Raw genomic sequence first — 26,779 nt, 5'->3', positions numbered from 1 at the left:
CATCCTCGACGGCCTGAATGCGGAGCGCACGCTGATCGCCGCCGAATGTATCGGCGACGGCTACTGGTTCATCGACCGCGTCACGAAATATGTGAAGGACCGCCAGGTATTTGGCCGGCCGATCGGCCAGAATCAGGGCGTGCAGTTTCCGATCGCGCGCGCATTCGTCAATGTGGAAGCGGCCAATCTGATGCGTTTTGAAGCCGCGCGACGTTTCGATGCTCACGAACCCTGCGGCGCGCAGGCCAATATGGCGAAGCTGCTCGCCGCCGACGCCTCGTGGGAAGCCGCCAACGCTTGCCTGCAATTCCACGGCGGCTTTGGCTTCGCGTGCGAATACGACGTCGAGCGCAAGTTCCGCGAGACGCGCCTTTATCAGGTTGCGCCGATCTCGACCAATCTGATTCTCTCGTACGTCGCCGAACATATGCTCGGTCTGCCGCGTTCCTTCTGATCCAATCGAGGAGACATTCATGCGCCCTCTCGAAGGCATCAAGGTCGTCACGTTCGAGCATGCCATCGCGGCGCCGTTCTGCACGCGTCAGCTTGCCGATCTGGGCGCGCGCGTCATCAAGGTCGAGCGTCCCGGCGTGGGCGACTTCGCGCGCGGCTATGACGAGCGCGTGCACGGACTGGCCTCGCATTTCGTCTGGACCAACCGCTCGAAGGAAAGTCTCACGCTCGACGTAAAGCGCGCCGAAGCACAAGAGATCGTGCACAGCCTGCTCGCCGACGCCGATGTGTTCGTGCAGAATCTGGCGCCCGGCGCGACGCAGCGCCTCGGGCTGGACTACGAGTCGTTGCGCGAGCGCTACCCGCGTCTGATCGTCTGCGATATTTCGGGCTATGGCAGCGACGGCCCGTATCGCGACAAGAAGGCCTATGACTTGCTGATCCAGAGCGAATCGGGCTTTCTGAGCGTCACGGGCACCCCCGACGAGCCGGCCAAGGCTGGCTGCTCGATCGCCGATATTTCGGCAGGCATGTACGCGTATTCAAGCATCCTGGCGGCGCTGATCGAGCGCGGCAAAACCGGGCGCGGCCGCCGCATCGACGTGTCCATGCTCGAAAGCATGGTCGAGTGGATGAGCTTTCCGCTCTATTACGCATTCGATGGCCAGACACCGCCGCAACGCAACGGCGCGGCGCACGCAACGATCTATCCCTACGGTCCGTTCAAGGCCGGCGACGGCAAGTCGGTCATGCTCGGCCTGCAGAACGAGCGTGAATGGAAGCAGTTCTGCGACACCGTGCTGCGCCAGCCCGATCTCGCCACGGACGAGCGCTTCAGCGCCAACAGCCGCCGCGTGGCGCATCGCGCGGAACTGGGCAAGCTGATCGAGGGCGTGTTCGCCGGCCTCACCGCGCAGGATGTGATCGAGCGGCTCGAAGCGGCGAAGATCGCCAGCGCGCATATCAACGATATGCAGGCCGTGTGGTCGCATCAACAACTCGCCGCGCGCGGCCGCTGGACGCAGGTGGGCACGCCTGCGGGCGAGATTGCCGCGCTGCTGCCGCCAGGCATGACGCAGGCCGACGCCCCGCGCATGGACCCGGTGCCCGCGCTCGGCCAGCACACCGATGCGATCCTCAAGGAACTCGGTTACGACGAGGCGCGCATTCGCGCGCTACATGAAGCGGGCGCGGTGTGAGGACTCAACACTAAGCATTGCAGAACAAAGCTGTAAAAGAGACGCCGTACCCGAGCCGCGCATAGAAGCAAAACAATCACGCGGCCACAACGTTGAAGACGCCAGCGCCTCCTTTTTCGGGTCGCACGGGCGGCATCACAAAGGAGACACCTTCATGCAGCACTCGGTCAATGCCGCCGGTCGCCTCGACCGGCTACCCATTTCTCGCTTTCACTGGAAGATTCTCGGCCTCATCGCCGGCGGCGCGTTTCTTGACGCCTTCGATATCTATCTCGCCAACGGCTCGGTCGCCTCGATGGTCAAGGACGGCTTCACCGACATGCATCACGGCGCGATGTTCGTGTCGTCCACCTTCGTGGGCATGATGCTGGGCGCGTTCATCGCGGGCTGGCTCGGCGACCGGCTGGGACGCCGCTACTCGTATCAGCTCAATCTGGCGGTGTTTGGTCTGGCGTCGATTGCCGCGTGTTTTGCGCCCAATATCGAATGGCTTATCGCGCTGCGCTTCATCATGGGTCTCGGCCTTGGCGCGGAACTGGTGGTAGCGGCGGGCACGCTCGCCGAATTCGTGCCGCCGGCCACACGTGGCAAGTGGGTGTCGCTGCTCGCCGTCATCACCAATAGCGGCCTGTTCGCCGCGCTCGCGGCGGGCTACTGGATCATCCCGAATCTGGGCTGGCGTTATATGTTTGCGGTGGCGGGCGTGGGTGCGCTCGTGGTGTGGTTCCTGCGCCATCGCATGCCCGAGTCGCCGCGCTGGCTCGAATCGGTTGGGCGTCTGGACGAAGCCGAAGCGACGCTCGCCGCCATCGAGCGCGAAGTGAGCGCACAGGTCGGCGAATTGCCGCCCGTGCAGCGCGCCGTCGATCTGCGCAAAGGCCGCGTGCCGATCAGCGCGCTGTTCGCGCGCGGCATGCGCAGCCGCACCTTCGTCGCCGCCATCACGGCCATTGGCGTGAATGTGGGCCTTTATGGCTTTATCGCCTGGCTGCCGACCTTCTTCGTCGCGCAGGGGCTGTCGATCGTGAAGTCGCTTGGCTTCGTGTTCGTGATGTCGGTGGGCTCGCCCGTGGGCGGTTTGATCGGTTACGCGATTGCCGACCGCATCGGGCGTGCGCGTGGCATCCTGATTGCGTCGGTGGTGAGCGTGGTGCTCGGCTGGATCTACGTGACGCTGCGCGAGCCAGTCGCCGTCATGCTGGTGGGCTTCTGCCTCGTGAGCGCGATTTACACCATCTGCACGCTAGGCCTGTTCGGCTACATTCCCGAACTGTTTCCAACCGAAGTGCGTCTGCGTGGCACGGGCGTAGCCGGTACCTGCGGTCGGGCCTCTTCGATCGTCACCCCATGGCTCGCGCTGCTGCTGTACGAGCGCTTTGGCGTGTCGGGCGTGATCGCGATGGTGAGCGTGGTGCTCGCCGTGCTGTGCGTGGCCATTCTCGCGCTGGGAGTCGAAACAAGCCGTGCGGCGCTCGAAGACATCCAGCGTGAACCCGAAGCCGAAGGCTTCACCACAGACGCCACCATTGCGCAGGGCACCAAGGCGAACTGAGCGTCTGCATATCGCCTGACTGGTTTTTTTGAATGCCGCTTCGTTTCGACGAAGCGGCATTTTTCATTGATGGTGCCCATTATCTCTGGCGGTCTATATCTTATTAACACTTCTCCGATTGTTTGCAGGATTTCGACTAGTTAAGGTACGGGCACGCTGACTTGATTAGCGAAATCGCCGACAAACGCCCTATTCATTTCCGGCCTATTACGTTTGCGATCTATTCGCATTCAAAACGGGTCAGCATTGTCTTTATGGGGCAATACGCGCTCATTCAGTCATTCGTTATTCACGTTCGCGTTATGGCCAACTATCAAAATTGCATCGGTCTTTATGATTGCCCCGGGCTGCGCGGCGAGTTTTTGCGTAGCGTGCTCGCGTGTTCCGGCTACGTGTGCGTCGAGATCGAGACGTTCGATGAACTCGCCATCAAATTGCAGCGCGGCGCGCTCGATCTGCTTGTCGTGAGTGGGTTCGAACGCGACAGCCATGTTATCGAGGCACTGAACTGGCTACGCAGACAATCGGCGACGGAAATGCCGTTACTGATCGTGGGCGAACCCGATAGCGCGGATGCCGAGTCCACGGCGCTCAACGCCGGCGCGGACGATTACATCGTCCGCTCGCGTTCGCCCGAAGCGCTGATTGCGCGCATTGGCTCGCTGCTGCGGCGCACGCGCCACCCTCAGCCCGCCAGGCTCGAATCCTACGGCATCTATGAATTCGATACGAGCCGTGGCGTGGTCACGCTGCGCGGCGACGCGGTCACGCTGACGCAGCGTGAATTCGATCTCGCCTGGTTTTTGTTTCGCCATCTCGATGCGCCGCTATCGCGCGCGCAGATCTTCGAATCGGTCTGGCGTCAGACCTTTGGCGCCTCGTCGCGCACGCTCGACACGCACATCTGCTGGCTGCGTTCAAAGCTCAAGCTCAATGCCGGCAATGGCTATGTGGTGACATCGGTGCATGGTTACGGCTATCGGCTCGAAAGCGTGGAGAACGCGTTATAAGGTCGAAGCCACGCTTAAAGACGATCCAGCCGGTAACCGCGGCCGTGTACCGCCGTCAGGCGGTATCCGCTTTCAGGCGCGAGATGCAGCTTCGCGCGCAGGCGGCTGATCTGCGTGTCGACGCTGCGCATGTTGACGTCGGTCTCGCCGATCCAGATCAGATCGAGAATGTGCTCGCGCGATAGCGTCGTGCCTACGTGCTGATAGAACAGCAGCGCAAGCCTGAATTGCCGCGCAGTCAGTTGGATCGTGATGCCATTGCGCGAAACGCTACAGGCAACGGGATCGAATTCGAATGCACCGGCGTTTTCGTCGGTATATTCGAGCCCCGTGCTAGATGCGCGGCGCAACACGGCAGCCACGCGCGCGCGCAGCACAACGGCGTCCACCGGGCGGTTAATACAGGCATCCGCGCCCGCGTTCAGGGCACTGATTTCGTCGCGCTCCGCATAGAGCGATGTGACATAAAGGACCGGAATCTGCATGGAAACAATCGCTCGGACCGTGCTGAGCACGCGAATACCCGCCATGTCGGGCAACGCGTGATCGAGCACGAGCAGATCGAAAGTTTCGCGACGCAACGCACGCAGTAACGCGCTCCCCTGCGCAAAGTGATGACACACGCAGCCTTCGTCGGGTAGCGTGCGGGAAGCAAGTTCCACGAGTTCGGCATCGGCGGAAAGCAGGGCAAGTCTCATCGTTCACTCGTTCTTTTATCTTTTGGCTTCACTTGCGGACTGGCGAAAAAAAAGCCAGCCGAACACCCGCGTCCGTCTGGCAGAAAGAAGTTGGTCATAGGTGAGGGGGAGCACCAGAGTCTGCGACCAACCTCGGGCTTTACGAGTCCGCGTGTCTGTTGTCCATTCCCGGGCAGTACGCAGGCCATAAGCGCGACCTTCGTCGAAACTTGATTTGGACTGCGCAAGATTTCGCCCGGAACGAGCCTATTATTGAGCAAAAGCGGCTGAAGGGGTTGTTAAATCATGTCACGCGGACATATCAAAAGGCTTGCGGTAAGCGTCCGATTTTCGCCGACACTTAAAGGATGACTAATTAATTTTCCAGATGCGCTTCGTCTTGCATGTATGACGAAGCACGCCCCTACCAGCGCAGCAGACGCGGACCGAGCCACGCGCCGATCGCCGCGGGCATCAGCATGCCGATGGCGTACCAGATGCTCCAGAACGCCGGACTCATCTCCGGGCAATGGACGCAATAGGCGATCGTGGCGAGCGCGCTCGCGAAGAGCCCCGCCGCCGCGCCCGCAAGACGCGGACGCGTGGGCGCCAGCCCCTTAGCCGCCCAGAACACCGCGACGAAGGTTGGCACCGACAGCAGCAGGATATTGAACGGGCAGGTGCGCCAGGACAGCCCAAGCATGAGCGGCACGCGTTCGGCGGGCGCGGCGGTGCCAAGCGTAGCCCAGCCCGCCAGCCACACGGCGATGAACGGCGCGGCCACCAGCGCCCACGCATAGCCGCCGCGCACGCCCGGTCGGCCGAGGCGGCTGACCGTGAGCGCCGCCGCAATCGCCACGGCCAACGGGAAGGCAATCTTGGCCCAGAAAATGGGCGTCTGCGCGACATCCATCAGATCGTGGCGCACGCCAAACACAATGGCGACCAGCAGCAGCGAACCCGCCAGCCCGAGCGGCAGCGCACGCGCGAAGCGGCGCACGACCGCCTTGCGGTCCACACGCGTGACGCCGGTGGACAGCAACGTAATGAGATCGTCGGTTTTCATTGCGCCCCCCGGATACGCGCGGCGAGCGCCTTAAGGCCACGGTGAATGCCCACTTTCACGGCCGATTCGGACAGACCGGTGAGCTGTGCGGCTTCGACCACCGAGCGCCCTTCAAGCTTCACGTGCATGATGGGCAGGCGCTGTTTGTCGGGCAACTGGTCGAGCAGCTTGCCGATGTCGCGGCGCGCCTGCGTCGGTTCGTCGTCGGCTTGCGCGAACAGGTCGGTGTGATCGTCGAGCGGGTCGTTGAGCGATTCGCGGCGGGAGCGCGAGCGAAAAAAATCCATCAGCTTGTAGCGGGCAATCGCGTGCACCCAGGCAGTCAACGGTTCATCGGGACGCCAGGTGTGGCGCGCGTTGTGCACCGCGAGCAGGATTTCCTGCACGAGGTCTTCCACATCGTCGTGCAACTGTGGGATGCGCCGGCGCAGATACCCGCGCAAATGGCGCGTGAGTTCCTGCAGGAAAGTGCGGTACGCATCGGCGTCGCCTTCGAGGCCGCTGACGAACAGCGCTTTGAGACGGATTTCCGCTGGGTACAAAGGGCGTCCTGGGTTGTCGCGACGATGGGATGACGCGCCGGAAACGGCGCTCCTGCCAGCGTCGTCGTCGAATCCGGGCGCGATCGGGTGAGCGTAGCCGAAGCCGTCCTGCCCCGCAATAGTACCTACGGCGGCGCTCACGGCGCCACCCTGCGGGCCGGAATCGTCCACCGTCTGCCACTGCGCTACCCGGTTCGCCCAGCTCACGTTCATATTCTCCAGTCGATTGACGGCAACCCTTTGCGGCGGGCCTATGTCGATCTAGTTCGTTTGCGGTGGCTGCCGGGTTACAGACCAGGAGGAATTTTTTTCCGCCGCAGGCGGCGCGCGTGGCTCCATCACCTCTTCGCTTCGTGGATCTTTCAGGGAGCCACGAAGCGGGTTACCTTAATGCTGTTCAATATCCCTAATCCTCATTGCACGAACCGGACGTGAAGCATGGCAACGAGAACGAACGAGTATCAGCAACCCATCGGCGCGGCGCTGGACGGCTGGACGCCGCGCGAGCGCCCCGCGCGCGTGACGCTCGAAGGCGAGCGGTGCCGCATCGAGCCCGTCGATGTCGAGCGGCACGCCGCCGATCTTTTCGCGGCCTATAGCGCCGCAGCCGACGGCAGCGACTGGACCTATCTCTTCACCGGCCCGTTCAGCGACTTCGAGTCCTTCCGCGCTTATCTGGCGAAGGCCGCCGCGTCGGAAGATCCGCTGCACTACGCCATCATCGACCGCGCGAGCGGCAAGGCCGTGGGCACCTTTGCGCTGATGCGCATCGACCCTGCGCATGGCGCGATCGAAGTCGGCAGCGTGACGTTCTCGCCGCTGCTCAAGCGCACCGCGCTTTCCACCGAGGCGCAATACCTGCTGATGCGCTACGCCTTCGACGAACTCGGCTATCGCCGCTACGAGTGGAAATGCGACAGCCTCAACGCGCCGTCGCGCCAGACCGCACAGCGCCTGGGTTTCCAGTTCGAGGGCATCTTCCGCCAGGCCGTCGTCTACAAGGGCCGCAGCCGCGACACCGCCTGGTACGCGATCATCGACCAGGACTGGCCGCTGGTGAAGCGCGCGTTCGAAACCTGGCTCGCACCCGGTAACTTCGACGCGCAAGGCCAGCAGCGCGCCTCGCTCACGAGCCTGCGCGATGCCTGAGAGGATGAACGAGCGCGTTGTCATCCGCGATATCGCGCCCGCCGACCGCGCCGACTGGTTGCGGCTCTGGGCGGGCTACAACGCCTTCTATGAAGCGGAGGTGTCGCCGCAGATCAGCGAGCGCACGTGGCAGCGCCTGCTCGATCCCGCTGCGACCCTGTTCGGCCGCGTCGCGGAAATCGACGCCCGTGTGCTGGGCTTCAGCCTGAGCGTACTGCACGAGGGCACCTGGGTCGACGCACCCATCTGCTATCTGGAGGACCTGTTCGTCGATCCCGCCGCGCGTGGGCAGGGCATCGGCCGGGCCTTGATCGACGATCTGGTCGCGCTCGGGCGGCAGCGCGGCTGGTCTCGACTCTATTGGCACACCCGGCAAGACAATCCGGCGCGCAAGCTCTACGACGAGTTTGCCGCCGCCGACGACTTCGTCCGCTACCGGCTGACGCTGTGAGCGGCACCTTGCCGCCCCGAGCCGCGTTTCACCCATGAAACCTAGGGTTTCACCCATTTGCGTATCAGAAAATCTGATAGCTAGCTTCAATTTAATGCGTTTCCCATAAGCGATCCGATGCGGCAAAGTGTCATCTCCGCGAATGGAGTGATCTCCAAGTGAACCAACGCATCGATCCGTCCCTGCTTGCCCCGCCCGACCTGTCGTTCGCGACGCTCGATTCGGGCGTCGTTCTGCCTTACCTCGAACGGGGGACCGGCGAGCCGCTGCTCTTTATCCACGGCTCGCTGTGCGATTACCGCTACTGGGCGCCGCAGCTCGACGGCCTGGAAGACGATTTCCGCTGCATCGCGCCGAGCCTGAGCCACTATTGGCCGGCCGCCGATGCCTGCATCCAGGGCGAGTTCGGCTGGGAAAGCCATCTGCACGAACTGGCCGATTTCATCGTCTCGCTGGGTCTGGAGTCGGTGCACGTGGTGGGCCACTCGCGCGGCGGCAGCATCGCCTATCACCTTGCGCGACGCTATCCGCGCCTCGTGCGCACGCTCGTGCTGGCCGATCCGGGCGGCCCGCTGCGCCGCCTCGAAGAGGACGACGACGTCCTGCCGCCGGCCACCAACGCACTGCGCACGCGCGCGGCCGATCTGATCGGCAATGGTCAGCTCGAAGACGGTCTGGAACTGTTTGTCGATTCGGTAAGCATCCCCGGCGCGTGGCGCAAGAGCACGCATGCGTTCCGCGAAATGGCGATCGCCAACGCGACCACGCTGCCCAAGCAGCTCGACGATCCGCTGCCCGCCTACACGCGCCGCCCGGCCGCCGACATCAAGTGCCGCACGCTGTTGATCGACGGCCAGCGCAGCCCGCTAATGTTCCGCAACAACGTCGAAGCGCTCGCCGAGTGGATCGACTTCGCGCAGCGCGTGACGATGAAGGGCGCGACGCATGGCATGAACGCCACGCACGCCGATCTCTTCAACACGCACGTCCGCAACTTCATCTACGAAGGCTGATCAAGCCAGACCGGCGCGCGCGCTCTCCAGCGCGCGCCTCTCGTCACTTCAGGCGTTCATTTGGCAAACAGTTGCCCGATATCCTTGAACGCCTTGAATTCCAGCGCATTGCCGCACGGGTCGAACAGGAACATCGTGGCCTGCTCGCCCACCTGCCCCTGAAAGCGAATATACGGCTCGATCACGAACTGCGTGTCGAACTCGCGCAACCGCTGCGCCAGCGCTTCCCACTGCTCCCACCCCAGCACCACGCCAAAGTGCGGCACCGGTACGTCATGACTGTCTACTGCATTGGTGTGCGCCGCTTCCTGCGAAGCGGTTTTCGGATGCTCGTGAATCACCAGTTGATGGCCGAAAAAGTCGAAATCGACCCAATGGGCGCTCGATCGCCCTTCTTCGAGGCCGAACACCCGGCCATAGAAGTCGCGCGCAGCGGCGAGATCGTAGACGGGGATGGCCAGGTGAAATGGCGAAAGACTCATGGCGTGCTCCTTGTTTGTCGGGTTCAATGCGCGGGGATCACGCCATGGTAGGGCGCGCGGTTGAAAAATAAAATCAATATATAATTCGCCGATTCATCAATATTATTTGCGAATGATCCGCGAGCTGAAAACGCTGCTTGCCGTGGCCCGCGAAGGGACTTTCGCCGCCGCCGGCAAACGTATCGGGCTGACCCAGGCTGCCGTGAGTGCGCAAATGCAGCGTCTCGAAGCCGAACTGGGTTTCGCGCTATTCGAGCGCGAGGGACGCCATGCGCGCCTGACTCCGCGCGGCCAGCAATTGCTCGCGCAGGCGCAGGAAGTGTTGCGGCTCTACGGCAATCTCAGCACCGTGAGCGTGGACTCGGCCGCAGCGGTGCGCGTCAATATCGGCGCGATTGCTTCGGTGCAGCGCGCCCAGTTGCCCGACGCGCTCGCGGCCTTCCATCGGCAATGTCCGGGCGCGCATACGCGTGTGATTCCGGGGCTGTCGATGGAGCTAGTCAATCTCGTCGATGCGGGCGAACTCGATCTGGCCGCCATCATCCGGCCACCCTTCGCACTCCAGAGCGATTTGCGCTGGAGCCCCATCGCCCGCGAGCCATTCCGGCTGGTCGTGCCGCGCACACTCAAGGGCCACGACTGGATGACGTTGCTCGCGCAACAGCCGTTTATCCGTTATGACCGCGCTTCGTTTGGCGGGCGTCAGGTGGATCGCTTCCTCAGACGCATGCAGATCGCCGTGCAGGAAGTATGCGAACTCGACGAGCTGGAGGCCATCGTCAAGCTGGCCGGCAATGGCGTGGGCGTCGCACTCGTGCCGCAGACCGCCATATACCGGCACTGGCCAGCGGACGTGCGCGCGATCGATCTGGGCGATCACACGTTTCATCGCGACATCGGCATCGTGCATCGTGACGCACCGCAGATGAGCGAGGCGGCGCGCGTGTTGTTAGGGTTACTGGTCGCTCATTCACCCAGCCAGGCGTCTTCGTAACCTTGGTCGTCGATGATGAAACGCGCGCCCGGCGGCAACGCCAGATAATCCAGTACGCGTGGCAAGCGCTGCGCCAGATGCTCGACGTGCAGCGGCTGATAGAAGTCCGGCGCGTCCGAATACTCACCGCAATGGATGAACCAGCTGATATTGCCGCCTTCCGGCAGTGGGACGCGTGTACCGTATACCGGCATGTTCCCTAAAGTGCCGATCGCCATGGCGACCATCGTTTCCGGCGGCGTTGCGTCCAGGCCAAATTTGCGGCATATCGCGCGTTGGCGTTCGCTCACCGTGCGTCCTGCTTCGTCGCCGATCACGTTGCCGCCTCGTGGCGTTCTTCGAACGTCGGTCCATCCCAGCCGTCGAGGTATTTGATCAATGTGTCGCTAACGTCGAGCACGCGATGCCGGTAGAACAGATGCATCGTCGGCGTGCGATTTGCGGGCAGCGTGCCGCCGTGAACGCGCGCGAGCAGGCTGTTGAGCACCACGCGCATGCCCAGGCGATTGGTGCCGAATACCGTTTCGCCGCACGTTGCGCAGAACGCGCGTGACATCTGCTTCGAGGGATGCTGAAAAACCCGCAGCGCGCCATGCGCCTTGACGTTTTCGCTAGCCCAGGCCGTGGCGGAAAGCATTGGCGTTGCGTAGAAGTCGCGGCAGCTTGCGCAGTGGCAATTCGCGCGCGCGGCCGGCTCGCCGGTCAGATCGACGGTGACCGCGCCGCACAGGCAGGCGAGTTGGGGCGATTCGCTCATTTCGTCTCCATGGGTTTCAAGCTGCGCGCGATTTAACCACGTTTCGCGTGTTCGCCTTTGCTGCACGTCGAGCGCCCATAAAAAACCACGGCGCGCCTCGCGGCGCAACCGTGGTCTTTTCAGTCAGGCGAAGCGGTGTATCAGCCGCCCAATGCCGGATCGCTATAGCCCGGACGACCCGTTTCGACGTGACCGGCGACGCGGCGCACAAAACTCGAGTCGCTATCGACGGTGATCGTCAGGTCGTACCAGCCGTATGCGTTGCGCAGGTCGAGATAAAGCTGTTCGGTGTCGCCGCCGCGCACCGTGTGCTGGATCTTCGTGCCCGGATCGTAGGCGTTGACGATGGTGAACTGGCAACGCGCGCCACCGGTATTTTCCAGGCGCAGTTGCAGGTTGCCATTGGCCACGTCGTAACCTTCGGCCACTTCGGGACGCGCCGTATCGCCATGGCCGAACCAGCCCGTCTGCGTCTGCTTGCCCGCGAAACGGCGCAGGAAACCATTCGGCCCATGCACGGTGAAATCGTAGGCTCCCGTCGCGCCGATCGTCAGTTGATCTTCAAGACGTTTGCCGGCTTCGACCGTGTAGGTCAGCGGCGCATCGGCGCTACCCGTCGTATAGACAAGGAACACCGCGCCCGCACGGCCCGTATTGATGAAATGCGCGCGCGCCTTGCCCGTCGATGCGTTGGCGTTGAAGCGCACGAACAACTCGTAAGGCAGCGCGCGCGCGAGGCGTACGCCGCTCTCCTGCTTCGGCAGGCTGCCGACCAGCGGAGGCACCGGCACATAGTCAGGATGACGAATCTTGTCCGGCGGCGCGTAGCCGGTCGTCGAAGGCAGTGTCGGCAGCGCGGCGTTGGGCGTGGCGAAGTTGAACGCGGAGGTCAGGTCGCCGCACACCGCGCGACGCCACGGCGTGATGTTCGGCTCGGCCAGATCGTGATGCGAGCCGAAGCGCTTCTCGATGAAGCGGATCACCGACGTGTGATCGAAAGTCTCCGAACACACCCAGCCGCCGCGCGACCACGGCGAGACCACCAGCATCGGCACGCGCGGCCCGAGTCCATACGGGCCCGATGCGTACTTGCTGCTACCGGGGAAAATTTCGTTGGTGGTATCGACGGTCGATAGGCCATTTGCGCTCGATGCGGGCGGGAACGGCGGCGCAAGGTGATCGAAGAAGCCGTCGTTCTCGTCGTAATTCACCAGCAGCACGGTCTTGCTCCACAGATCCGGGTTCGACGTGAGGATCTGCAGCACCTGATCGACATACCACGCACCGTAGTTCGCGGGCCAGTTGGGGTGCTCCGAATAGGCTTCGGGCGCGACGATCCACGAGACTTGCGGCAGCGTGTTGTTCGCCACGTCCTGCTTGAGCACGTCGAAATAGCCGCCGCCTGCGAGCACGTTGGTGCCCGTGCGTGCGCGGTCGTAGAGCGGGTTGCCAGGCTGGGCGTTCTGATACTGCGTGAAGTAGAGCAGCGAGTTGTCGCCGTAATTGCCGATGTACGGGTTGTCGCCCGTCCAGCCCCAGGAACCCTTGGCGGTCAGCCCTTCGCCGATGTCCTGATAGATCTTCCACGAGATGCCGGCGTTTTGCAGCACTTCGGGGTAGGTGGACCAGCCATAGCCGGCTTCCGCGTTGTCGACCACCGGGCCGCCGCCGCTGCCGTCGTTGCCGACCCAGCCGGTCCACATGTAGTAGCGGTTCGGGTCCGTGGAGGTCAGCGTCGAGCAGTGATAGGCGTCGCAGATCGTGAAGGCGTCGGCGAGTTGATAGTGGAACGGGATGTCGTCGCGCGTCAGATACGCCATCGTCGTCGTGCCCTTCGCGGGCACCCACTGGTCGTAGCGGCCGCCATTCCACGCGGCGTGCGTGGTCGGCCAGTCGTGCGGCAGATCCTGGATGAATTGCAGGCCCAGATTGGCGGCCGTCGGGTGAAACGGCAGCACCTCGCCAACGCCCGCCGCGAGCGGCTGGTTCCACACCGGCTTGCCGTTGGGCAGCGTGATGGCGCGCGTGTCGCCAAAGCCGCGCACGCCGCGCAGCGTGCCGAAGTAATGGTCGAACGAGCGGTTCTCCTGCATCAGGATGACGATGTGCTCGACGTCGCGGATGCTGCCCGTGCGGTTGTTCGCAGGGATCGCGAGCGCGTTGCGGATACCCTGCGGCAGCATCGTCAGGGCGGTGGCCGAACCGGCGCTCATCGCGGCGGTGCGGAGAAAGTCACGGCGGCTTCTCGAAGTCATGTTGTGGTTTCCATCTTCAGGTTGAGAAAGCACGCGCGACGCCGCGCCGCCAACCACGGCGGCAGGCGGCGCGAGGTCGCGCGGCCGGGTGCAGTCCGTTGTCAATCGGCGGTGTGAATCTCGGGTGGGGCGAGGGGTGCTTCGCTTGTTGCGTTGCTTGTTGCGTCGCTCGCGCCGTCGGGTGCTGCGCTCGCGCGAGCGGGCGAGCGAATGGCGAGCGCGGTGATGGCGGCGCTGCTGTTCGCGCTACTCACGCTGTTGGGGGAATCCGATGGAGCCTGGAAGCTTGACGCAGGCGTGGGCTGTGTTTGCGCAAGCTCACGCGCAGCGCTCGTGGTAAGCGCAACGCGCGCGTCGTCGGCGCGATCGCTGCATGCGCTGGTCGCGCACGCAAGCCAGGTCGTCGCGCTGACGAACAATACGCCGGGCAGGCTCAAACGTTTGCGCGACGCGCTGCAAATACGCAGGCGCGCCGGCACGAAATCGACCGTCATCGAAGTCTCCGTCCAGATAGAGGCACAACAACGGCTCGAGGAGGCGGCCCGAGCGTCGCCTTAACGTGCTGAAAGCAGCGGCAAGGCAGCGATGGAGCATAACGAAAACGCTTTTAAGTTTTGTGACGCACGGCTGGAAGCATCCCGAATGGCCAATGCTTTCAGATCGTAATGAAACACAAGGCACGCCGCTTGCAAGTGCAAACGCGCACAATCGAATCGCACTACACAAAATCCGTGCGCAATTGCGAAAGGGGCGCCGACAATGAGCCAGTCAGCCAGCAAAACGAAAAGTAACCGGACGACCAAGGGCGAGAAGCGGGACAAGGACGACAAGAAGGAAGATGCACTCATCCTCGAACCCGGGGATGCCAGGCGCGTGAAGAAACTGCCCCGGCCCGCGCAGCGCCAGGCGATCCTCACCGAACAACGCCGCCTGAAAATGGCGCGCTCGCCGCACGCCTATGTGCGCGGCAATACCGAGCAGTTTTACGAATGGATCGTCGAGGCGAATGGCGGCTCGCTGCCGCGCGGGCCGGCCATCTGGATCTGCGGCGACTGCCATACTGGCAATCTCGGCCCGATTGCCAATCAGGACGGCAAGGTCGAAGTCCATATCCGCGATCTCGATCAGACCGTGATCGGCAATCCCGCGCACGATCTCATCCGGCTCGGGCTGTCGCTCGCGACGGCGGCGCGCGGCTCGTCGCTCTCGGGCCTGACCATCGTGCATATGATCGAGGCGCTGGCTGCCGGTTATGAATCGGCGTTCGAGACGAAGCGCAAAAAGCCCGCTTTGCCCGAGCGGCCCGAGCCGGTTCATCTGGCGATGAAGCTCGCGGTGCGCCGTTCATGGCGGCATCTCGCCGAAGAGCGCATCGAGGATCTCAAGCCGACGATTCCGCTGGGCAAGCGCTTCTGGCCGCTCACGCATGCGGAGAACAAGGCGATTACATCGCTCTTTGCCGACGAGGCGATCGCGAGCCTGCCCACCGGTCTGCGTGGACGCAACGACGCAGGCGAAGTAGAAGTGCTCGACGCCGCGTACTGGGTGAAGGGCTGCAGCTCGCTCGGGCGTTTGCGTTATGCGGTGCTGCTCGACGTGGACGGCGGCGTGGTCGAAGGCGACGACCTCTGCCTCATGGACATCAAGGAAGGCGTGAAGGCCGCCGCGCCGCGCTACGAAGATGCGTCGATGCCGCGCGATAACGCCGAACGCGTCGTGGAAGGCGCGCGCCATCTTTCGCCATTTCTGGGCGAGCGCATGCGAGCCGCGCGCCTGCTCGATCGCGCGGTCGTGATACGCGAATTGCTGCCCCAGGATCTCAAACTGGAGATCGACGAACTCGACAAGGATGACGCGCGCAAGGTCGCTTTTTACCTCGCCGCGGTGGTGGGCAAGGCGCACGCGCGGCAGATGGACCCGCCCACGCGGCGCGGCTGGCTTGCGGAATTGCGGCGCAATCGCTCGAAAACGATCGATGCGCCGCTCTGGCTCTGGAATAGCGTGGTGCAACTCGCGAGCAGTCACGAGGCGGGATATCTCGAACACTGCCGGCGCTATGCCACCGGCGTGAACTAGATACTGGTTCAGGCGTCCATGCGCCCGTAGCCGCCGCCGCCCGGCGTTTCGACGACAAACACGTCGCCCTCGGCCATCTCCACGCTGGCGATATGGCCGAGCGCGACGACCTCGCCACATGCGCGTTCGACACGGTTGCTGCCCGCGCTCCCCGCCCTGCCGCCCGCCGCGCCAAACGGCGCGTGAATGCGATTGTTCGAGAGAATCGAAGCCGTCATGGGCGCGAGAAAGCGAATGCGCCGCACTGCGCCGTTGCCGCCGCGCCAGCGTCCGCCGCCACCAGAGCCCGCGCGGATCAGATGCGATTCGAGCCGCACCGGGTAACGCCATTCGAGCACCTCGGGATCGGTCAGGCGTGAGTTCGTCATATGCGTCTGCACCGCGTCCACGCCACTGAAGCCTTCGCCTGCGCCGCTTCCTCCGGCAATCGTTTCGTAGTACTGATACTTTGCATCGCCGAAGGTGAAGTTGTTCATGGTCCCCTGGCTGGACGCGACGATGCCAAGCGCGCCGTAAAGCGCATTCGTGATCGCCGACGACGTCTCCACGTTGCCCGACACCACCGCCGCCGGATAGGCGGGATTGAGCATCGAGCGCTCGGGCACCGTAACAGTCAGCGGCTTCAGACAGCCTGCGTTGAGCGGGATATCGTCGCCCACCAGCGTGCGGAAAACATAGAGCACTGCGGCCATGCACACGGCCTTCGGCGCGTTGAAGTTGTTCGGCAACTGCGCTGACGTGCCGCTGAAGTCGATCGCCGCACTGCGCGCTGCGGCATCGACGCGAATGGCCACTTCGATCACCGCGCCGTTATCCAGTTCGTAGCGGTAAGCGCCGTCCTTGAGCGCATCGATCACGCGCCGTACCGCTTCTTCCGCGTTGTCCTGTACGTGCTGCATGAAAGCGAGCACTACGTCGCGACCGAATTGCGCAACCATGCGGCGCAACTCATCCACGCCCTTCTGGTTCGCGGCGACCTGGGCTCGCAGATCGGCCATGTTCTGGTCGATGTTGCGCGCGGGATAGCGGCCCGAGCCCAGCAGTGCGCGCGTTTCGCGCTCGCGCAGCACGCCCGAAGACACAAGCTGCCAGTTGTCGATCAGCACGCCCTCCTCTTCGATATGCGTCGAGGCAGCGGGCATCGACCCTGGCGTGATCCCGCCGATATCCGCGTGATGGCCGCGCGAACCCACATAAAACAGGGGCTCCGCGCTGCGATCCGCGAAGACTGGCGTGATGACCGTCACGTCGGGCAGGTGCGTGCCGCCGTGATACGGATCGTTGAGCATGAACACATCGCCGTCGCGCATCGTGCCGCGATTGCGCTCGATCACGGTCTTGATGCTCTCGCCCATCGATCCCAGATGCACGGGCATGTGCGGTGCGTTGGCGATGAGGTTGCCGGCGGCGTCGAAAATCGCGCAGGAAAAATCCAGGCGCTCCTTGATGTTCACCGAATACGCCGTATTTTGCAGGCGCAGCCCCATCTGCTCGGCGATCGACATAAAGAGGTTATTGAAGATTTCAAGGCGCACGGGATCGGCCTGGGTGCCGATCGAGCGGCGCGTGGGCAGCGGCGTCACACGCGTCATCACGACGTTGCCCTGCCCGGTCAACGCAGCCTGCCAGCCTGGCTCGACTACGGTAGTGCCGTTCTTCTCCGCGATGATCGCCGGACCGTCGAGCACGTCGCCCGCCATGAGCGTATCGCGCTGATAGAGCGCGGCGTCGTGCCAGCGTCCGCCCGAGTAGAAGCGCACGTTGGCTTGCGCGAGCGGCGCCGCCTCTGTGTCACGCGATTCCAGTATGGCCGTCACGGCCTGCGTATCGGCCGCGCCGATGGCTTCGACCGACGCCAGCTCGACGACAAGCGGCGTGTCGGGCATCAGGAACGCGTAGCGCTGACGATACGCCGCTTCAAACGCCGCACGCATCGCGGCCACGCTACCCGCATTAACCGCAAGCGCCGAATCCGTGCCCTGATAGCGCAGGTGCACACGTCGCGCCGTGCTGATGCGCACGGCGTCCACGCCCTGTTCGAGCAATGCGCCGGTGGCTTCCTGCGCGAGCGCGTCGAGCGCCGCTTCAACACGCGCGAGCGACGCGTCTTCCAGCACGATTTCGAGCGCGCGCTCACGCATCGCGGTCTGATCGGCCAGTCCCATTCCGAAGGCCGAAAGCACGCCAGCAAGCGGATGCGCGAACACGCGGCTCATGCCCAGGGCATCCGCCACGCCACACGCATGCTGACCGCCCGCGCCGCCGAACGTCGTGAGTACGTACTGCGAAACATCGTGACCCCGCTGCACGGAGATTTTCTTGATGGCATTCGCCATGCTGCCGATGGCGATCTCCAGATAGCCCTCGGCGATGTCCTCGGGCGAGCGCCGCTGGCCGGTCGCCGCGTAAATCGTATCGGCCAGCGCGTTGAAGCGCTCGACCACCGCCGCGCGGTCGAGCGGTGCGTTCGCATGCGGTCCGAACACGCGCGGAAACCAGTCGGGCTGAATCTTGCCAAGCATGACGTTGCAGTCGGTGACGGTCAGCGGGCCGCCCCGGCGATACGCGCACGGACCCGGATTCGCGCCCGCCGAATCCGGGCCGACGCGCAGACGCGCGCCGTCGAAGCCCAGCACCGAACCGCCGCCCGCCGCGACCGTGTGAATGCTCATCATCGGCGCGCGCATGCGTACGCCCGCCACCTGGGTTTCGAACACGCGCTCAAATTCGCCGTTGAAATGCGACACGTCGGTCGAGGTGCCGCCCATGTCGAAGCCGATCACCCGCTCGAAGCCCGCCGCCTGCGCGGCGCGCACCATGCCGACAATGCCGCCTGCCGGCCCGGACAGAATCGCGTCCTTGCCCTGAAAGCGGTCGGCGCGCGTAAGGCCACCACTGCTCTGCATGAATTGCAGATTGACGCCCGGCATTTCACTTGCGACCTGATCGACATAGCGGCGCAGGATCGGCGAAAGATAGGCATCGACCACGGTCGTATCGCCGCGCGAAACCATCTTCATGAGCGGCGAGACTTCGTGCGACACCGATACCTGCGTGAAGCCGATGCGTCGCGCCAGTGTCGCAAGCGCGCTTTCGTGCGCGGTATGGCGATAACCGTGAATCAGAACGATCGCAAGCGCGCGGATGCCTGCCGCATGGACGTCGCGCAGCGCCTCTTCGGCGCGCTCAAGATCAAGCGATTCGACGACGTCGCCCTGGGCGCCAATCCGTTCGTCGATCTCGACGACGCGATCATAGAGGGCTTCCGGCAATGCGATGTCAAGATCGAACAGGCGCGGCCGGTTCTGGTAGGCGATGCGCAACACGTCGCGCAAACCCCGCGTGGTCACGAGCGCCACCGCCTCACCCTTGCGTTCAAGCAGCGCATTCGTGGCCACAGTCGTACCCATCTTGACCATTTCGACGTCACGCGGCGTGATGGGTTCGTCGGCGCGCAGACCCAGCAGATGACGGATGCCGGCTACTGCGGCGTCGCGATACTGCTCGGGGTTCTCGGAAAGCAGCTTGTGCGTGGTCAGCGATCCGTCGGGACGACGCGCGACGATGTCGGTAAAAGTGCCGCCGCGGTCGATCCAGAATTGCCAACGGGAAGGCGTGCATGCGTCAGGGGTTTGAGCGTGATTCATGGTGCGCATTCTATAAGGATGACGAAATAATATTGATCGAAATAAGGCTCGTGCTAAGCGAGCCTTGAAAATCAGGTGGATTCGAGTTCGCGGCCGCGCGTTTCGGGCAGCGTGAGCGCTGCAATAATCAGCACGCCGTAGGCCGCCACGGCGAACATGCCGATGCTCGTCCCAAGACCAAACTGTTTTGACAACGCGCCGATCAACACGGGAAACAGTGCTCCGATCGCACGGCCCACGTTGTAGCAGAATCCTTGCCCCGACCCACGGACGCGGGTGGGAAAGAGTTCGGTCAGGAACGCACCCATGCCTGAGAAAATGCCGGACGCGAAGAAGCCAAGCGGAAAGCCAAGCCACAGCATCGATGCATTGGTGAGCGGCAGCGAGGTATAGGCGAAGGCAATCGCCATCGATCCGACCGCGAACAGAATGAAATTGGGCTTACGGCCAAGGCGGTCCGTGAGCCACGCGCTCGACAGATAGCCAACGTAGGAGCCCACGATGATCATCGCCAGATAGCCGCCCGTGCCCATTACCGTGAGATGACGTTCGGTCTTGAGAAAGGTCGGCAGCCAGGTCGTGATCGCGTAGTAACCGCCCTGCGCGCCCGTCGTCAGCAGCGCTGCACGCAGGGTCGTCGAAAGCAGCTTCGGTGCGAAGATTTCGGTGAAGCGCGGCGTATCGTTCGACGCCTTCTGCGCGGTCTTTGTTTGCTCGAATACTTCGGGTTCCTTCACATATCGGCGAATCACCAGAACCAGTAGCGCGGGCACGAGGCCGATCAGAAACAACGCGCGCCACGCAAATTCCGGCGCCATCAGCGAAAACAACACCGCATACAGCAGCGCGGCAATGCCCCAGCCAATCGCCCAGCCCGACTGCACGAGGCCCACGGCCTTGCCGCGATCGCGCGCACGGATCACTTCGCCGATCAGCACCGCGCCCGCCGTCCATTCGCCGCCAAAGCCGAAGCCCATCAACGCGCGCGCGGCGAGCAGCTGGTGGTAATTCTGCGCAAGACCGCACAGGCCCGTGAACAGCGCGAACCAGAGCACGGTGAGCTGCAGCGTGCGCACGCGGCCAATGCGATCGGAAAGAATGCCCGCAATCCAGCCGCCCAGCGCCGACGACAACAGCGTCATGGTGCCGATAAAGCCCGCGTCGCCGAGCGAAATGCCCCAGGTCGCGACCAGCGTGGGAATCACGAAGGACAGCATCTGCGTGTCCATCCCGTCGAGCATGTAACCGACCTTGCAGCTCCAGAACGCACGGCGCGCGAGCGGCCCCGCTTCGGCATACCAGGAAAGCTGCGAACCGCTGTCGTCCCCGGCGGTTTCGCTCGCGCTGGCTGTGAAAGTTTTGCTGTCCATCTGTCGCTCCTGTTGATAGACGCGTGGGAGAATCTGGGCGCGGCGTGGCCTAAAACACGGCCAGCGATGCGTTGGTGATGTCGGTCATCAACATGTGGCCGGGCGCGTGGGCAATCGCCAGCGGCAACTTCGCGGCCATCAGCGCCGTCTGGGGCGTCACGCCGCACGCCCAGTAGACCGGCAACTCACCTGGGCGGATCGTCACCGCATCGCCAAACTCGGGCCGCGCAAGATCGGCGATCCCCAGTTCCGCCGCATCGCCGATATGCACAGGCGCACCGTGTACGCCGGGGAAGCGGCTGGTGAACTGCACGGCGCGAATCGCATCGGCGCCGCGCAGCGGGCGCATCGACACGACCAGTTCGCCCCCGAATACACCGGCAGTGCGGTTCGCGACGTGAGTGCGATACATCGGCACGTTGCGGCCCTCCTCCACGTGGCGCAGGCCGATGCCTTCCTTCGCCAGCATCTGTTCGAACGAGAACGAGCAACCAATCGCGAACACCACGAAATCGTCCTGCCACAAGGCTTCGATCGAGTCGACGCATTCGCTTAGGACACCGTTACGATAAACCTTATAGGCCGGCACGTCGGTGCGAATGTCGATGTCACGGCCCAACACCGGCACGCGGAAATCGCCCGGCTCGCCCACGCCTAGCAGCGGACACGCCTTCGGATTCGCGTGGCAGAAGCGCAGAAAATCGTGCGCGAAGGCCGCAGGCAGGATCGCCAGATTGGCTTGCGCATAGTCGCCACAATGGCCGGCGGTCGGTCCACGGAAATCGCCGTGACGAACGGCCTGACGGAATTCATACGGGGTCATGTTGAGCCTGCTTCTATCGATAACGGAGGATTGGCGTGATCGTCACGAAACATGCGTGGCGAATCGTTTGCTCTCAGACACAGCTTAAAAAAGAAGAAAATTTGACGCCAACTAGTTTTTTTAGCCGCCGATGAATAGAATTTCTTAACGAAACCACGGGTTTTCCCGAATCACGTTGGCTTTTTTGAAGCGCTTTTCTTGCCCCTTCTCCGCTTCTTTACTTTGGCCGCGCGCTCACGCCATGAACACCCGCTTTCTGGAAACCTTTGTCACGCTCGCCAAACTGCGCAGTTTTCGCACGACGGCAAGCGCGCTGCACGCTACGCCGGCTGCCATTTCGCAGCGCTTGAAAGCGCTCGAGGAAGAACTGCAAACCGTGCTGGTCGATCGCGACAGCCGCGAATTCCGCCTTACACCGAATGGCGAATATCTGCTCGGCTACGCGAAGGCCGTCGTCGAGGCGACCCGCCAGTTGCAAGCCGCCGCGTCCAATGAAGGCGCGATGCGCGGCAAGCTGCGGCTAGGCGTGATCGAGACCGTCGTGCATAGCTGGCTTGCGGACTATATGCGCCGGCTCGCCAACGACTATCCGCAACTCGAAATCGAGCTTGCGGTGGACGTGAGCGTCGTTTTGCAACGACGCCTGATGGCCGGCGAACTCGATCTGATCGTACGTGTAGAAGGCAGTGATGAGGAATCCGTAGTATGTGATGCGCTGGCGAATTACCCCGTGCACTGGATCGCTCGCGCCGGACTGCTGCCGCTCTCACGCAGCGGGCTTGCAAAGCGCGTGCTGCGTCAGCCGATTCTCACATTCGGGCGCGGAACCGCGCCGCATCGGGCACTGGAAGATATCGTCGGCAAACTCGCACTCGCGAACGGCGTGCCGCTTTCCGAGACGCGCATTACCGGCTCGCCGTCGATTTCAGTGATCGTGCAACTCGTGCGCGACGGTTTTGGGGTGGCCGCGATTCCGCGCCTTTTCGTCGACGATCTCATCGCGCGCGGCGAAGTCGTCGAATTGCCCTTGAATCCCTCTCCACCGTCGATCGTGGTGTCGATGTCGCGACGCACCGACGCGCCGCTGTTCGTGCACGGCGCCGCCAACGCCGCGCGCGCTGCTTGTCACGACTATTGCGAACATGGCGATCGGCGTCTGATCGAACGCCTGTAACGTGTACGAGGTGTGGAACTGGCAGCGGGCCGCGCAAGCGCGCTGGTAAACTGGCGCGTCTGCGCGTGAGGAACGCGTATTGCCTTTTGACCGACGTTTCCAGAATCTTCACATGATCGACCCGTCCGCTATCGCCCACGCACTCGCCAAAAAAGGGATCGTCGCGGACGATAGCCAGCAAAAGGCAATCGACGCACTCTGCGCCTTGCTCCACGGCGGCCGCACCGACGCAGCGCTGCGCGAAATTCGCGGCGTTTATTGCCACGGCCTGCCGGGACGCGGCAAGAGCCTGATCGTCGACACGATTTTTGCGCTCGCTACCTGCGCGAAACGGCGCATCCATTTTCATCAATTCATTCGCGACATCAATCGGCTGGTCGTGCAGGCACCGCGCAGCGACGACCGACTCGGCGACGTGTCGCGCGCGTGGCTGGACGGCATCGATCTGCTCTACTTCGACGAATTCCACGTGCACGACATCGCCGATGCATTTCTGATCGGCCGCTTTCTGGAGACGGCGCTCGCTTGCGGCACGCGCATCGTGCTGACCTCAAACTACGCGCCGCGCAACCTGCTGCCCGATCCTGAGTTTCACGAGCGCTTCGAGCCGACCATCGCGCGTATCGAACGCCATTTCGAAGTCGTCACATTCGACGGCCCGCGCGACTACCGCGAAAACTGTGTCGACTCGACACAACTTCGCTATTTCGCGCCGCTCGACGACACACGCGAAGCGCTGTGGACGATCTTCGCTGAATACGAAACGCAGGCTGCCATTCATCCGGCCGATGTCGAAGTGGCCGGCCGATCGCTGCCGGTCACGGCTGCGGGCAAGCAACTGGTGTGGGTGGATTTCGACGCGCTGTGCGGTGCGCCTCGCTCACATCTGGACTACCTCGCGCTCGCCGAGCGTTGGCGCGGCGTGATTCTCGACCGGTTGGAGACGGCGTTGCTCCGGCGCAGCGATGTGCTACAGCGCTTTGTCTGGCTGATCGATATCCTTTACGACCGTAAGCACGCGCTGTTCATCGCGTCAGACCAGCCAGTGCGCGCTGCGCTTGAAGGACTCGAGGGCGCGCATGATGTGTCGCGCACGACGAGTCGCCTCGCCGAAATGCAATCGAGCGCTTACGCGATTGAACTCGCGCGGGCGCATCGCGTGTCGGCGTGCGCTTCGCCAGTCGCAGCAGAGTCGTTCAAGTAACGCCCTTCACCCGCGTGCCGCGCGCCGGCACGCGTCACACCGTTTTTCCAACTGTTGTACAGTCCCTCGCACCCTGACACGAAGGACTGACAACACGATGGACACGCTCTCCCGATTCAAAGCTGTTGCGCTCGAACACGCGAGCCGCCTCATCAATCACGGCCCGACCGTCCTGATCACGAGTTCGGACGGCGCGCGTCACAACGTCATGGCCGCCGCCTGGTCGATGCCGGTTGAATTCACGCCGCCGCGTATCGCCGTGGTGATCGACAAAAAAACCTTCACGCGAGAACTGATCCACGCAAGCGGCACGTTCGCCATTTGCGTTCCGGGCGCGGCCGCGATGGACCTTACTTTTGCGGTGGGCAGTGTCAGTGGACGCGATGCCGATAAATTTGCGCAGTTCGGTATCGACGCGGTGAAAGGTCCGGTGTTGGGTGTTCCGGTGCTTGAAGCGGGAATTGCGGCCTGGATGGAATGCAAGTTGATTCCCGAGCAGCACACTGAAGATGCTTACGACACGTGCTTTTGCGAGGTGGTGTCAGCGGCTGCGGATCCGCGGGTGTTTTCCGGCGGCCATTGGGTATTCGACGACAGCAATCGCGACCTGCATACGATTCACCACCTGGGGGCGGGGAATTTTGCGTTGGCAAGTGACGCGGTGAAGGCGCGCACGCCTGCTGCGTAAGGGTTTGGGCGGGTTTAAGGAAGCTGCGGCGGTAGTCGCTACCGTTGTGGCTTCCGAGATCGTTTATTCGAATAACTACAAAATACGTAGCAAAAGATACGAATAAACATTTTTTGCCTGAACAGGAAGCAGGCAGACTCAGTTAGGCTAATTTTTGGGGTCCGAAAACCGTTCCTCGCGTGAAACATTCCTCACCGCGGTGAATTTCTAGGGCGCAAGGCCTTGTTGCATAAGGATTTTACCGGGTTATTCCAATTGAGGCGAATGTTTCACGCGGCGGGAGATTGGGGTGATTTTGATCCGACCAAACTGCGTTTGGTCAGGGAAAGCAGGGAGAATCTGGGGCGTTGTGGGTGGAAGAGTTGCTGATCTCTCGCTCTCTTGGGTTTCGAAATCTGATTGCGAAGAACATTCGAGGCGGAGTGGTTGCAGGACAATAGTCAGTTAGTTGCGTTTGTACCTTGCGAAAGCTTAATCGTGTTGCAGATGTTCGCGTGGGCCTGAGTGGACGTTTCCCCGCTGCCATAGAGATCAGCAGGATTGCGAAGGACCTCTAGACAGCGCGCCCCTTCGCGTTGGAGTATGCTCCGCAGCACTTTGCCAGCGAGACATTGCTCTGCGCCGATTCATTTCCGCAGCAAAAGATTTCTCTCGTCGAGATACCCTCAAAGGTTTTCTTGCGTGACTTACTCCCTACAGCCCGGAACGTCGCATCGAAGTCCACCTCAGACAGCAAGAGAGTTCGTGAAGGATTGAGCCACGCCAGGAAGTGTGTCGAATCGACACAAGGCCGAGTTCCTGGTGCGGGTCGAACATTGAGACCAGATTGACGTCAATGCATTTCTCAACCGGTTCTTCTGGCTCTGCTAGTCCACGGTCGGGCTAGATCCGTCGGACTTGAAACAGACACAACCGTGTGTCGGCTCGACACAATCTTGGTGATCGGCTACACGGACGTTCCATAGCGGTATGGCGGGCGAAAAGCGATCCAGCGAAGCAGTGGGCTGACTGCCGGGAGCCAACGGCGCGCTTTCCAAAGGGTGAATCCAAGGACTGACGTGTGTCGAGTCGACACACGGTCGTGTCTCCGCCGCCGCTCGAACCCCGAAACTAGACAATCTCGCGATCCGCCAAGCGGACGTTCCATGGCGGTACAACGCCGATGGCGACTCAACTCAGCATCCCGGCAGTGGGGTTGCCCGCCTAGGTGGGAGCGGCATACATTCCGATTGTTTTAATCCAAGGCGTGACGTGTGTCGACTCGACACACGGTCGAGTCTCCCCCGCGGCTCGAACGTCGAAACTAGATTGACCTTGGATCTATTTATCAAGCTGCTTTTAGGCCTCCGCTAGTCTGCGGTCGGAGTTAGATGCGTCGCACTTGAAACGAGGACAACACTGTGTCGAGTCGACACACGCCTATGGATAGTCCATAGTGGGCCACCGACCACGATCACGCAGTTCGGCAGTGATGCCTGCTCGTCGACATGCGGGCGGTACGCATTCTCACCATTTGAATCCAAAGCCCAATGTGTGTCGATTCGACACACTGTAGCGCTTCTGTTGCGGATCGAACAAAGAGACGAGATTGACTTAGTTTGACTTCAACCTTCGCCTGTCTTCGCTAGTGCCGACGGTCGAAGCTAGATTCGTCGGCTTTAAAGCCAGCGCACACCGTGTCGAGTCGACACAAGCGTCGCGATCGGCTGAGCGTGTATCCCATGTGTGGCAGAGGTGAACCCGGCGTCGTTCAGCAACGATGCCTTGTTCTACCCCGCGCTGGAGGCTTCGCAATCCCAAGATAGGACTTCGAGGGTGACGTGTGTCGAGTCGATTTATGTCACCCTCGGATTGCCAACAATGCCCCCATCGGCCACGCAAATTCGGCCCCCTTATCTCTTTTGAACTCTTCCGCACGACGACGCCGCACCTGTCGTACCCCTGCCCTTCGCAGAGCCATCCACGCTATTCGCCGGGTAGGCGTCGATAGATACGTCATGCGCTCAACCGTTGAACATTCTCCGGGCGACGTCTTTCATCTATTAGAGCAGCGCCGGAGGGCTCCAACGTTCCTAGAGTGAAGAGGCTAAATCGTGCCCCAACTCAATGCGACCTCAATTGCATCAGCCAGCGACGATCGCCACACTGCAATGCCACCTTAACTGCTTCGAAGATAGTTCTCGGTCGTGCGCGAGAT

21 protein-coding genes and 1 pseudogene are annotated in these 26,779 nt (G+C 62.5%); 12 read left to right on the top strand and 10 right to left on the bottom strand.

The genetic code is table 11. The features are described from left to right. The 4 genes from VG320_RS24630 to VG320_RS24615 form a co-directional block, all read left to right on the top strand. A partial coding sequence (locus tag VG320_RS24630; protein ID WP_327202673.1) for an acyl-CoA dehydrogenase family protein occupies nt 1-454 on the top strand: 454 nt, incomplete at its 5' end. Between the two features lie 19 nt (nt 455-473). Beyond that, nucleotides 474-1,652 (top strand): CaiB/BaiF CoA-transferase family protein, encoded by a 1,179-nt coding sequence (locus VG320_RS24625; protein WP_327202672.1) that lies wholly within the window; start codon nt 474-476, stop codon nt 1,650-1,652. Between the two features lie 154 nt (nt 1,653-1,806). After that, nucleotides 1,807-3,204 (top strand): MFS transporter, encoded by a 1,398-nt coding sequence (locus VG320_RS24620; RefSeq protein ID WP_327202671.1) that lies wholly within the window; start codon nt 1,807-1,809, stop codon nt 3,202-3,204. A 302-nt stretch (nt 3,205-3,506) separates the two neighbouring features. Continuing rightward, nucleotides 3,507-4,214: a response regulator transcription factor gene (locus tag VG320_RS24615; protein WP_327202670.1), complete on the top strand. Its 708-nt coding sequence runs from the start codon at nt 3,507-3,509 to the stop codon at nt 4,212-4,214. A 14-nt stretch (nt 4,215-4,228) separates the two neighbouring features. Here the strand turns inward: VG320_RS24615 and VG320_RS24610 are convergent, their stop codons facing one another. From VG320_RS24610 to VG320_RS24600, 3 genes are all read right to left on the bottom strand, one after another. After that, complete coding sequence (locus tag VG320_RS24610; protein ID WP_327202669.1) at nt 4,229-4,912, bottom strand: response regulator transcription factor; 684 nt, start codon at nt 4,910-4,912, stop codon at nt 4,229-4,231. Between the two features lie 403 nt (nt 4,913-5,315). Further along, a complete protein-coding gene (locus VG320_RS24605; RefSeq protein ID WP_327202668.1) occupies nt 5,316-5,957 on the bottom strand; it encodes a DUF1109 domain-containing protein in 642 nt (213 codons plus the stop codon). Beyond that, nucleotides 5,954-6,499: a sigma-70 family RNA polymerase sigma factor gene (locus VG320_RS24600; protein WP_327202674.1), complete on the bottom strand. Its 546-nt coding sequence runs from the start codon at nt 6,497-6,499 to the stop codon at nt 5,954-5,956. The genes VG320_RS24605 and VG320_RS24600 overlap by 4 nt, the downstream gene beginning before the upstream one ends. Nucleotides 6,500-6,937: 438 nt before the next feature. Between VG320_RS24600 and VG320_RS24595 the strand changes: the two are divergent. Both VG320_RS24595 and VG320_RS24590 read left to right on the top strand, forming a co-directional pair. Next, nucleotides 6,938-8,099: pseudogene (locus VG320_RS24595) on the top strand (GNAT family N-acetyltransferase). A gap of 158 nt (nt 8,100-8,257) precedes the next feature. Next, nucleotides 8,258-9,112, top strand: a complete 855-nt coding sequence (locus VG320_RS24590; RefSeq protein WP_327202667.1) for an alpha/beta hydrolase — start codon at nt 8,258-8,260, stop codon at nt 9,110-9,112. A gap of 56 nt (nt 9,113-9,168) precedes the next feature. Here the strand turns inward: VG320_RS24590 and VG320_RS24585 are convergent, their stop codons facing one another. Beyond that, nucleotides 9,169-9,594 (bottom strand): VOC family protein, encoded by a 426-nt coding sequence (locus VG320_RS24585; protein ID WP_327202666.1) that lies wholly within the window; start codon nt 9,592-9,594, stop codon nt 9,169-9,171. Nucleotides 9,595-9,706: 112 nt separating this feature from the next. On the opposite strand from VG320_RS24585, the gene VG320_RS24580 reads away from it, so the two are divergent. Next, a complete protein-coding gene (locus VG320_RS24580) occupies nt 9,707-10,588 on the top strand; it encodes a LysR family transcriptional regulator (protein ID WP_327202665.1) in 882 nt (293 codons plus the stop codon). Here the strand turns inward: VG320_RS24580 and VG320_RS24575 are convergent. The 3 genes from VG320_RS24575 to VG320_RS24565 form a co-directional block, all read right to left on the bottom strand. Then, entirely contained in the window at nt 10,561-10,905 is a 345-nt protein-coding gene (locus VG320_RS24575; RefSeq protein WP_327202664.1) for an immunity protein Imm33 domain-containing protein, read from the bottom strand. The two genes, VG320_RS24580 and VG320_RS24575, sit on opposite strands and share 28 nt — an antisense overlap. Beyond that, nucleotides 10,902-11,345, bottom strand: coding sequence for a GFA family protein (locus VG320_RS24570; RefSeq protein WP_327202663.1), 444 nt, complete (start codon nt 11,343-11,345; stop codon nt 10,902-10,904). Before VG320_RS24570 ends, VG320_RS24575 begins: the two co-directional genes overlap by 4 nt. 140 nt (nt 11,346-11,485) lie before the next feature. Beyond that, nucleotides 11,486-13,600: a phosphocholine-specific phospholipase C gene (locus VG320_RS24565; RefSeq protein WP_327202662.1), complete on the bottom strand. Its 2,115-nt coding sequence runs from the start codon at nt 13,598-13,600 to the stop codon at nt 11,486-11,488. Nucleotides 13,601-13,825: 225 nt separating this feature from the next. On the opposite strand from VG320_RS24565, the gene VG320_RS24560 reads away from it, so the two are divergent. Together VG320_RS24560 and VG320_RS24555 are read left to right on the top strand one after the other, a co-directional pair. Further along, nucleotides 13,826-14,158 carry a hypothetical protein gene (locus VG320_RS24560; protein ID WP_327202661.1) on the top strand — a complete coding sequence of 111 codons (333 nt, stop codon included), beginning with the start codon at nt 13,826-13,828 and terminating at the stop codon, nt 14,156-14,158. A 201-nt stretch (nt 14,159-14,359) separates the two neighbouring features. Continuing rightward, entirely contained in the window at nt 14,360-15,676 is a 1,317-nt protein-coding gene (locus VG320_RS24555) for a DUF2252 domain-containing protein (RefSeq protein WP_327202660.1), read from the top strand. An 8-nt stretch (nt 15,677-15,684) separates the two neighbouring features. Here VG320_RS24555 and VG320_RS24550 read toward each other — a convergent pair whose 3' ends face one another. From VG320_RS24550 to VG320_RS24540, 3 genes are all read right to left on the bottom strand, one after another. Beyond that, nucleotides 15,685-19,323: a hydantoinase B/oxoprolinase family protein gene (locus tag VG320_RS24550; RefSeq protein ID WP_327202659.1), complete on the bottom strand. Its 3,639-nt coding sequence runs from the start codon at nt 19,321-19,323 to the stop codon at nt 15,685-15,687. A 71-nt stretch (nt 19,324-19,394) separates the two neighbouring features. Continuing rightward, nucleotides 19,395-20,693 carry an MFS transporter gene (locus VG320_RS24545; RefSeq protein WP_327202658.1) on the bottom strand — a complete coding sequence of 433 codons (1,299 nt, stop codon included), beginning with the start codon at nt 20,691-20,693 and terminating at the stop codon, nt 19,395-19,397. A gap of 49 nt (nt 20,694-20,742) precedes the next feature. After that, the gene (locus VG320_RS24540) at nt 20,743-21,516 is read right to left on the bottom strand and encodes a putative hydro-lyase (RefSeq protein ID WP_327202657.1); all 774 of its coding nucleotides are present in this window, start codon (nt 21,514-21,516) and stop codon (nt 20,743-20,745) included. Nucleotides 21,517-21,757: 241 nt separating this feature from the next. Between VG320_RS24540 and VG320_RS24535 the strand changes: the two genes are divergently transcribed. The 3 genes from VG320_RS24535 (at nt 21,758) to VG320_RS24525 (ending at nt 24,582) form a co-directional block, all read left to right on the top strand. Next, on the top strand, nt 21,758-22,690 hold the full coding sequence (locus VG320_RS24535) for a LysR family transcriptional regulator (protein ID WP_327202656.1): 933 nt from the start codon (nt 21,758-21,760) through the stop codon (nt 22,688-22,690). Nucleotides 22,691-22,802: 112 nt separating this feature from the next. Continuing rightward, the gene (zapE, locus tag VG320_RS24530) at nt 22,803-23,894 is read left to right on the top strand and encodes a cell division protein ZapE (RefSeq protein WP_327202655.1); all 1,092 of its coding nucleotides are present in this window, start codon (nt 22,803-22,805) and stop codon (nt 23,892-23,894) included. A gap of 97 nt (nt 23,895-23,991) precedes the next feature. Then, entirely contained in the window at nt 23,992-24,582 is a 591-nt protein-coding gene (locus VG320_RS24525; protein ID WP_327202654.1) for a flavin reductase family protein, read from the top strand. Nucleotides 24,583-26,779: the final 2,197 nt, after the last annotated feature.

It is taken from the genome of Paraburkholderia sp., assembly GCF_035948235.1.
GTDB lineage: Bacteria > Pseudomonadota > Gammaproteobacteria > Burkholderiales > Burkholderiaceae > Paraburkholderia.
The sequence above is the reverse complement of the archived record's forward strand: the minus strand, read 5'-3'. Positions and strand labels throughout refer to the sequence as shown.

Bases quoted from the DNA above. Each gene is read 5' to 3' on its own strand.
- VG320_RS24555 (WP_327202660.1), top strand. From the start codon at position 14,360: ATGAGCCAGTCAGCCAGCAAAACGAAAAGTAACCGGACGACCAAGGGC.
- VG320_RS24565 (WP_327202662.1), bottom strand. From the start codon at position 13,600: ATGACTTCGAGAAGCCGCCGTGACTTTCTCCGCACCGCCGCGATGAGC.
- VG320_RS24525 (WP_327202654.1), top strand. From the start codon at position 23,992: ATGGACACGCTCTCCCGATTCAAAGCTGTTGCGCTCGAACACGCGAGC.
- VG320_RS24610 (WP_327202669.1), bottom strand. From the start codon at position 4,912: ATGAGACTTGCCCTGCTTTCCGCCGATGCCGAACTCGTGGAACTTGCT.
- VG320_RS24605 (WP_327202668.1), bottom strand. From the start codon at position 5,957: ATGAAAACCGACGATCTCATTACGTTGCTGTCCACCGGCGTCACGCGT.
- VG320_RS24550 (WP_327202659.1), bottom strand. From the start codon at position 19,323: ATGAATCACGCTCAAACCCCTGACGCATGCACGCCTTCCCGTTGGCAA.
- VG320_RS24585 (WP_327202666.1), bottom strand. From the start codon at position 9,594: ATGAGTCTTTCGCCATTTCACCTGGCCATCCCCGTCTACGATCTCGCC.
- VG320_RS24570 (WP_327202663.1), bottom strand. From the start codon at position 11,345: ATGAGCGAATCGCCCCAACTCGCCTGCCTGTGCGGCGCGGTCACCGTC.
- zapE (WP_327202655.1), top strand. From the start codon at position 22,803: ATGATCGACCCGTCCGCTATCGCCCACGCACTCGCCAAAAAAGGGATC.
- VG320_RS24620 (WP_327202671.1), top strand. From the start codon at position 1,807: ATGCAGCACTCGGTCAATGCCGCCGGTCGCCTCGACCGGCTACCCATT.
- VG320_RS24540 (WP_327202657.1), bottom strand. From the start codon at position 21,516: ATGACCCCGTATGAATTCCGTCAGGCCGTTCGTCACGGCGATTTCCGT.
- VG320_RS24535 (WP_327202656.1), top strand. From the start codon at position 21,758: ATGAACACCCGCTTTCTGGAAACCTTTGTCACGCTCGCCAAACTGCGC.
- VG320_RS24560 (WP_327202661.1), top strand. From the start codon at position 13,826: ATGGCGGCGCTGCTGTTCGCGCTACTCACGCTGTTGGGGGAATCCGAT.
- VG320_RS24615 (WP_327202670.1), top strand. From the start codon at position 3,507: ATGGCCAACTATCAAAATTGCATCGGTCTTTATGATTGCCCCGGGCTG.
- VG320_RS24580 (WP_327202665.1), top strand. From the start codon at position 9,707: ATGATCCGCGAGCTGAAAACGCTGCTTGCCGTGGCCCGCGAAGGGACT.
- VG320_RS24625 (WP_327202672.1), top strand. From the start codon at position 474: ATGCGCCCTCTCGAAGGCATCAAGGTCGTCACGTTCGAGCATGCCATC.
- VG320_RS24545 (WP_327202658.1), bottom strand. From the start codon at position 20,693: ATGGACAGCAAAACTTTCACAGCCAGCGCGAGCGAAACCGCCGGGGAC.